Origin of the sequence: Flavobacterium sp., from assembly GCF_036515215.1 — a bacterium.
Taxonomy (GTDB): Bacteria; Bacteroidota; Bacteroidia; order Flavobacteriales; family Flavobacteriaceae; genus Flavobacterium.
Map to the genome: position 1 here is coordinate 1 of NZ_DATBVQ010000025.1, position 7,363 is coordinate 7,363.

General features: G+C 41.1%; 3 protein-coding genes. All 3 read left to right on the forward strand.

What is annotated here, in order from left to right:
* The coding region (locus VIH09_RS01700; RefSeq protein WP_331577227.1) for a translocation/assembly module TamB domain-containing protein at positions 1-3,344 on the forward strand (3,344 nt) is incomplete at its 5' end.
* A gap of 25 nt (positions 3,345-3,369) precedes the next feature.
* On the forward strand, positions 3,370-5,661 hold the full coding sequence (locus VIH09_RS01705) for a BamA/TamA family outer membrane protein (protein ID WP_331577229.1): 2,292 nt from the start codon (positions 3,370-3,372) through the stop codon (positions 5,659-5,661).
* A gap of 191 nt (positions 5,662-5,852) precedes the next feature.
* Complete coding sequence (locus VIH09_RS01710; RefSeq protein WP_331577231.1) at positions 5,853-7,280, forward strand: L-serine ammonia-lyase; 1,428 nt, start codon at positions 5,853-5,855, stop codon at positions 7,278-7,280.
* Positions 7,281-7,363: the final 83 nt, after the last annotated feature.

Consider the following 7,363-nt stretch of genomic DNA (forward strand, 5'->3'; position numbering starts at 1 on the left):
CCGCTTTATTCAATGTGATAGGAAAGTTCAAAGGAACAATCAATAAATTCTCGACTGATTTGGTTATCGGCAGTAGTTTTGGCGCCGCCAAGATCAAGGCGGTTTTCGATCAAAGCAGAAAAAACAACGAAAAATACGATGCCCAAACGGAGATGGAAAATTTTGATCTGGGAAAACTGATTAAAAACAATGAGGTTGGTAAAATCAGCCTGAAAGCAACTACAAAGGGAACTGGATTGGATATAAAATCAGCCAGCAGTACGATAAAGGGAACCATCTCTAAGATAAATTACAATAAATATACCTATCAGGATCTGGACCTTGCCGCCACTATCAGCAAAGGGCTCTTTAAAGCAAACGCTAACAGTACGGACCCAAACCTAACGTTTGATTTAGTGAGCAGCGGAAGCTTCAGGGACAAGTACCCAGCGGGAAAAATAAATTTAAATATCGACATCGCTGATTTGGACAAATTGAATTTGCATGCCGGTCCCATGAAAATAAGGGGCGTAGTGGATGCCGACATCCAGTCTGCTAATTTAGATTACCTGAACGGAAAATTCATCATAAGCAAGCTTGTGATCGCTGACGCCAAAGAGCAGTTTGTGATGGATTCCATAACGCTGATTGCCACTTCAGAAGTGGATAAAAACAGTTTGTCATTGAAATCTCAGGTTTTGAATGCCGAAATCGATGGAAAGTACAAACTTTCAAAAATAGCAGCGGCATTGACCAATTCGCTGTCAAATTATTACAATACCAATTCATCTGCCAGAAAAAGAACTGATGAAAAACAACAATTGGTATTTAAAATTGGAATAACCGACAGCCCTATTTTATTAAAATTAATTCCCGAAATAAAAAGCCTGGAACCCATTTCCATAACCGGAAGGTACAATTCGGTCAATGACACCATCGTTTTTAATGCCGCAATTCCCAAAATTGTTTATGGCGAAAACATCGTGACCAATGCCTTGTTTAATGTCGATACGAAGGACAATGCCCTAGTGTACAATTTAATGGTTGACGACGTTCAAAACAAGTTGATTCAGTTACCTTACACCTCCGTTTCAGGAAAAGTTCAGGACAATGTCGCAGATTACAGCTTGCTCCTAAAAGATTTAAAAGATAAAGAACGCTATCAAATTGCGGGAACACTTAAAGCTTCGAAGGGGAATAATGAAATCAACTTGGATCCCAGAAATCTGTTGCTCAACTATGAGTCATGGAAAATCGCTTCCGATAATCTGGTCCAATTTGGAAAAAAAGGAATCTATGCCGATAATTTCGAATTAAGCCAACAGGACAGCAAGATCAAGCTGCAGTCACAATCAGAACGCCTAAATTCTCCCATGGAAGTAGAATTCGAAAATTTCAAAATTGAGACTATCACCAGCATGTTCGAAAAAGGCGATTTACAGCTTAGCGGAAATATTAACGGAACGGCATTAGTGAAAAACGCAAGCCAATCCCCTGTTTTCACTTCTGATTTGACTATCGATAATTTTACTTTCAAAAATGATACTCTTGGGACTGTTAATATCCAGGTGGATAATATCGTGGCCAATAGCTACAATACCAAAATCGCAATAACGGGTCAGGGCAATCAAGTCAATCTCGATGGAACCTATAAAACGGGAACTGGAGCGCTGGACATGAATCTGGATATAGCAAAACTTCAGCTGAAAAGCATTCAGGGCTTCACCATGGATCAGTTAAAGGAAAGCAGCGGCTTTTTTTCCGGCACGTTTAAAATATCAGGAAATACAGATCAGCCGAAGGTGTTTGGTGATTTGCAATTTAACGAGGTGGGCTTTAAGGTGACCCAACTCAATTCCATTTTTAAGTCCATTAACGATAAAATTTCTTTTGCGAACGATGCCATCACCTTTGATCATTTTGTCATTAAGGACGAGAAAGATAATGATTTGGTCATAAACGGAAAAATAGACAGTCACAATTTCAATAATTTTGGTTTTGACTTGGCACTGGATGCTGTTAATTTTAAAGCCGTCAATTCTAAGGAACTGGACAACAAACTATACTACGGCGAAATGTATTTGGACAACCATCTAAAAATTGGAGGTGATTTAAACAGCCCTACGGTTAACGGTAGCATTAAAATCAACAAAGACACCAAATTCACCATCGTACTGCCGCAATCAGACCCTTCGATCGCTGACCGGGAAGGTATCGTGGAATTTGTGGACCAAGACAATCCTCCGATGATTGATACCATCTCGCTAGACGAATCTTTGAGCGTGACCGAGATAACCGGAATCGACGCCTCCGTCAATATCGAGGTCGACAAAGAAGCTGAATTATCGATTGTCATAGACAAGACGAATGGAGACTTTTTAAAACTCAAAGGGGAAGCGCAATTGACCGGCGGTATTGATCCATCCGGGAAAACTACTTTAACGGGAAGGTATGAGTTGAAGGAAGGCGCTTACGAAATGAATTTCAATATGATCAAACGAAAGTTTGACATTAAAAGCGGAAGTTATATCCTGTGGATGGGCGAGCCGACCGAGGCAGACATCAACATCACCGCAGTCTACAAAAATGAAGCGGCACCAATTGATTTAGTTGACGACCAACTGGCAAGCGTTACGGCTTCGGTAAGGAATACCTACAAACAAAAAATCCCTTTTGAAACCGAATTGAAAATGAAAGGGGAATTGATGAAACCAAGCATCGCCTTTGACATCATTTTGCCGGAAGAAAACAATAGCGTTTCGACGGAAATAATCAATACCACTCAGGCAAAACTGGCTCAATTGCGTCTACAGCCTGACGAACTGAACAAACAGGTTTTTGCCCTGCTGCTGTTGAATCGTTTCATAGGTGAAAACCCGTTTGCCAGTGAATCAGGTCGCAGTTCCGTTTCTTCTATCGCTAGGGAAAGCGCCAGCAAAATCTTATCGCAACAGCTAAACAACTTGGCTGGTGATTTGATTAGCGGTGTCGAGCTCAATTTTGACTTACAGTCCTCACAGGATTATACCACTGGGCAATTGGAGAACAAAACGGATTTGAACGTTGGTATCTCTAAAAAATTGTTGAATGACCGGCTGAAGGTTACCGTGGGAAGTAGTTTTGGACTGGAAGGCCCGCAACAGAAAAACCAAGAGACAAGCACGATTGCAGGAGATGTATCTGTGGAATACCAAATTTCAAAAGACGGAAGATATAAAATAAGAGCCTACCGTTTAAACAAATATCAGGTGGCATTACAAGGCCAGGTTATTGAAACCGGAATTGCTTTTGTAATCACATTAGACTACAATAAATTCAAAGAATTATTTCAAAGTGCTAAAAACAAAAGGGGGAAATCAAACTAAAACTAACATCGCAAATAACAACCTGATGAAGAATTACGGCCTACTTTATTTACTTTTTACGCTATTGTTTGTGGCATCCTGCAGTGGTACAAAAAACTTGCCCGAAGGAGAACTACTTTATGTAGGTGCGAAAGTAACAGTGGAAGGAAACGAAACCCCCAAAAAAGAGCGCAAGGCTTTAAAAAAGGCATTACAAGAGATTGTCCGACCGAAACCAAATTCTTCTTTCCTTGGCCTACGACCAAAAATATTTCTTTATCACTTGGCAGGAACTCCAAAAAAACAGAAAGGGTTTCGATATTGGTTGAAAACCAAAGTGGGTCAAGCTCCCGTTTATTACAGCAAGGTAGATTTGGAATACAACAAAAGCGTTTTGCAAAACTTCTCGGAAAATCACGGTTACTTCAATACTAAAACCACTGCCGATTCAAGCCGTGCAGGAAAGAAAGCCAAAGCCAGTTACACTGTAATTCCCAAGAGGCAATACAAAATCAGGGAAGTCCAGTTTCCGGGCGATTCTACGGTTCTTTCCGGCGCCATTAGCGCTACCGCTAACAAAAGTTTGCTAAAAAAAGACCAGGGATATAACCTTGACGTGATAAAAGAGGAAAGAGTGAGAATAGATGCAAGACTTAAAGAAGAAGGCTTTTATTATTTTAACCCCGATTATCTAAAGGTTCAGGTAGATAGTACTGTTGCGGACCACCAGGTTGATCTGATCGTAAAGTTGAAAAGCGAAACTCCCGAATTGTCCAAGACCCAATATAGAATTAACGACATCATTGTATATCCAAATTATTCCATAGGCTCAGACAGTCTGATTGCAAATCGTGAAGCCACACATCAGTACAAAGATTTCACGATTGTGGATCCCGAAAATTTGTTTAAGCCAAGAATTTTTGATCGAACCTTATATTTCAATAAAGGGGACTTTTACAACCGAACCAATCATAATCTATCTTTAAACAGGCTGGTTAATTTAGGTACGTTTAAGTTTGTAAAAAACCAATTTAAAGTGGCTGACACTACAGGAAATTATCTTGATGCTTATTACTTTCTCACTCCTCTGCCCAAGAAATCAATTCGGGTTGAAGTTTTGGCCAAAACCAATTCAGCAAACTATACGGGAACAGAGCTCAATGTTAACTGGAGCAATCGCAACCTGTTGAAGGGCGCCGAATTGCTTACCATATCTGCATTTGGAGGCGCAGAAGTGCAGGTTTCAGGACTAAATAAAGGCTTTAACGTGTATCGTTTTGGTACGGAGGCCAATTTGGTTTGGCCCAGAATTATATCGCCTTTCAATTTTGAATCTTCCGGCGCTTTTGTTCCCAAAACTAAGGCTACCTTAGGATATGAATTCCAAAACAGAACGAAACTCTATTCCCTGCAAACGTTCAAAGGCTCTTTCGGCTATTTGTGGAAGGAAAACCTGCATAAGGGGCACCAACTGAATATTACCGAAATTACCTATGCCAGCCCCCAAAATGTGACACCTCTATATCAGGAACAAATTCAAGCTAATCCATCACTAGAAAAAGTGATTCAGAAGCAATTGATTTTTGGCCCCTCCTACTCCTACACCTTCACCAATACGATGGATAAAAACAGAAGGAACACTTTTTATTACAAAGCGAGCGTAGACCTTGCCGGAAATCTATACGGTTTGGCGAGCGGTGCAAATATTAAAAAGGGAGACACCGTAAAAGTATTCAGTGTGCCGTTCAGCCAATTCGTCAAAGTGGAGAATGAATTCAGGCATTATCTGAAATTAAGCGGTGAATCATCGATTGCCAGCAGAATAATTGCAGGTGCGGGATTCGCTTACGGAAATTCAGATGAAATGCCTTTTATCAAACAGTTTTTTAACGGGGGAACCAATAGCATCAGGGCTTTTCGAGCGCGTTCCATAGGCCCTGGTAGTTACGACGGTTCTACGGCCGCGACCGCCTTTTTACCGGATCAATCCGGGGATTTGAAACTGGAATTCAATACCGAATATAGGGCCAAAATATATGATCTTGTCAAGGGTGCTTTGTTTCTGGATGCCGGAAATATATGGTTGCTGAAAGAGAATCCCGATAAACCGGGTGCCAAGTTCTCCAAAGACTTCTTAAACGAAATAGCAGTGGGAGTTGGTGCCGGACTGCGATTTGACTTTTCATTTCTGGTGCTACGTACAGATCTTGCTTTCCCTATCAGGAAACCGTATCTGCCGGACGGACAGCGTTGGGTGCTTGACAGGGTGAGTTTTGGAAGCCGCTCTTGGAGAAAAGAAAATCTGGTTTTTAATTTGGCAATAGGATATCCGTTTTAGGTTATCATTAGCTTGCCTTTATGCACTGCCATTCATTATTTACATAAAATCAAAACAAGCCGATTTGCTTTGCATTAAGGAATAATGACAATACGACAACATATTAGAGCAAATATCTAATTTTAAGCCTATTTTGGCCTAGATCATTGCTATATTCCATTATATTTGCAACATAAATTTACCCCCAAAATATGGAAGAATGCATTTCGGTTTTTGACATGCTTAAAATAGGTGTCGGTCCTTCAAGTTCACATACCCTTGGCCCTTGGCGAGCGGCAGAACGATTCCTGAAAGAATTGAGAAGTGAAAAATTAATAGAGACGGTTAGCCGAATAAAAACAGATTTATACGGTTCGCTTTCCCTTACCGGAAAAGGCCATGCCACTGATTTGGCCGTAATGCTGGGTTTAAGCGGTCAGGATCCCGAGTACATTCCGATAGAAAACATAGACGGGATCATCAGATCCATCCAGGATAAAACCCAAATCAATTTAGGGAATGAATTTACAATCCCATTTGACATTTCAAAAGACATCATTTTCAATAAGGAGTTTCTCCCTTTCCATTCAAACGGTATGACCTTTACTGCATATTCAAATGACAAGAAAGTTTTTTCCGCCACCTACTACTCCATCGGAGGTGGATTTGTGGTAAAAGAAGAACGTATCAATGCCAAAAAGAAAATAAAAATAAAATGTGCTTTTCCGTTCCCGATCGATAAAGCGGTAGACGTTTTAGCCTACTGCAAAACCGAAGGCAAAAAAATCTCTGAAATCGTTTACGAGAACGAGAAATCCATGCGTTCTGAAGAAGAAATCGATCATGAATTAATGCGCATATGGAATACTATGCTGGAGTGCATGTATATCGGTTGTCACACAGAAGGAATACTTCCCGGTGGTTTAAATGTTCGCCGCAGGGCATTCGATATGCATCAAAATTTAATAGGGTTATCTAATTATAGCAACCCGCAGAATTGGCTGGAGGAAATCAGATTGACCGAGGTGAAATTCCGTCAAATCCTGAAATGGGTTAGTTGTTTTGCACTGGCGGTAAATGAGGTCAACGCTGCTTTAGGCCGTATCGTTACTGCACCTACAAACGGCAGTGCCGGAGTGATTCCATCCGTTTTAATGTATTATTTGGTAATCGAAAACCACGATGCGGGACCAAAAGAAATCAAGCAATTCCTGCTGGTTGCAGGAGAAATAGGCAGCATATTCAAAAAAGGCTCCACGATATCAGCAGCTATGGGTGGTTGCCAGGCCGAGATTGGAGTTTCCTCTTCCATGGCCGCAGCGGCATTGTGTGAATTAATGGGCGGCACACCTGAACAGGTCCTTATGGCTGCCGAGATTGCTATGGAACATCACCTGGGATTGACCTGTGACCCTATCGGGGGACTGGTTCAAATACCCTGTATCGAAAGGAATACGATGGGTGCAATCAAGGCCATAAATGCCGCAGAACTAGCTCTTGAAACCGACCCGAAAAATGCCAAAGTCCCTTTGGATAAAGTGGTAAATACGATGTGGGAAACGGCAAAGGATATGAATAACAAATACAAGGAAACCTCAGAAGGCGGACTCGCGATCGCGGTCAACTTGTCAGACTGCTAGCACTGAATTTGTTTCAGTATCTTTCCACTAGGATTTTTACAGTGCGAAGGCAAGATCAAGTTAAATAAAGAGGAAGTGAAAAA

Coding starts and splice junctions, on each gene's coding strand:
- VIH09_RS01710 (WP_331577231.1), top strand. CDS start 5,853: ATGGAAGAATGCATTTCGGTTTTTGACATGCTTAAAATAGGTGTCGGT.
- VIH09_RS01705 (WP_331577229.1), top strand. CDS start 3,370: ATGAAGAATTACGGCCTACTTTATTTACTTTTTACGCTATTGTTTGTG.